The sequence below is a fragment of the Halobacterium bonnevillei genome (assembly GCF_009831555.1).
GTDB lineage: Archaea > Halobacteriota > Halobacteria > Halobacteriales > Halobacteriaceae > Halobacterium > Halobacterium bonnevillei.
Map to the genome: position 1 here is coordinate 1 of NZ_WUUU01000361.1, position 1,005 is coordinate 1,005.

At 71.4% G+C, this 1,005-nt stretch carries 1 protein-coding gene; it reads right to left on the bottom strand.

Annotated features, from left to right (window positions below; genetic code table 11):
* On the bottom strand, positions 1–743 hold a 743-nt coding region (locus GRX66_RS19330; protein WP_159527879.1), incomplete at its 3' end, for a ribonuclease Z.
* Positions 744–1,005: the final 262 nt, after the last annotated feature.

Genomic DNA, 1,005 nt, shown 5'->3' on the forward strand with positions numbered 1-1,005 from the left:
TCGCGTGGCCGGTCTCGGCGGGCGCGTTCGACGGCGTCGTCTGCGAACGTCGCGTCGTGAATCAGGAGGTCGGCGTCGTCCGCCGCGGCGACCACGGCGTCGTGGGGCCGCGTGTCGCCCGTGTAAACGAGTTTCCGGCCGGGGCGCGGGTCGCCGACGACCTGCTCGGGGCGAACGACGGTGCCGTCCTCGAGTTCCACGGCGGTTCCCTCGTGGAGCTGGGAGAACTTCGGGCCGACGGGGACCCCGAGTTCCTCGGCTTTCTCGCGGTCGAAGCGGCCCTTGCGGTCGTGCTCGACGAGCGCGTACCCGACGGAGGTGGTGCGGTGCGCGGTGTCGAACGCGCGGATCTCGTACTCCGGGCGGTCCAGCACCGACTCGCCCGCGCTCACCTCGCTGATGCGAACCGGGAACCCGACGTCGCCGCCGATGGCGAACACGAGGTCTGCCACCTCCCGGCGGACGCCGCGGGGCACGTGAATCGTGAGCGGGTCGTCGCGGTCGTTGAAGTCCCAGGTCTGGACGAGCCCCGGGAGCCCGAACACGTGGTCGCCGTGGGCGTGCGTGACGAACACGTCGGAGACGTCGAACCCGGTGCCGTAGCGCATCATCTGGCGCTGGGTCGCCTCGCCGGCGTCGAAGAGGAACGCGTCCCCCTCCCGCCGCACGAACACCGAACTGGGGTTGCGTTCCGTTGTCGGGACGGCACCACTCGTCCCGAGGAAGGTCGCCTGCAGAGTCATGTCGGCACGTGAGCGGGCCGTGCGCAAAACCCCACCGATAGCCCGCGTGGGCCGGCGCGAACCCGGCGGACCGCCCGGTCTGTCGGGAACCCGATGGGCTGGCCAGTCAGTCCAGCGCCCAGTAGCCCCGGCCATACGTCACGAATGCCGCACGATCCAACCGTCAGCTGGGACGACGGACACGCGGCTGAGGTGGGCCACTCGCCTGCGGACGCGGCAGTGCAGGATCGACAGCCGGCGGCCGAACCGCCCCGCCAGGTCG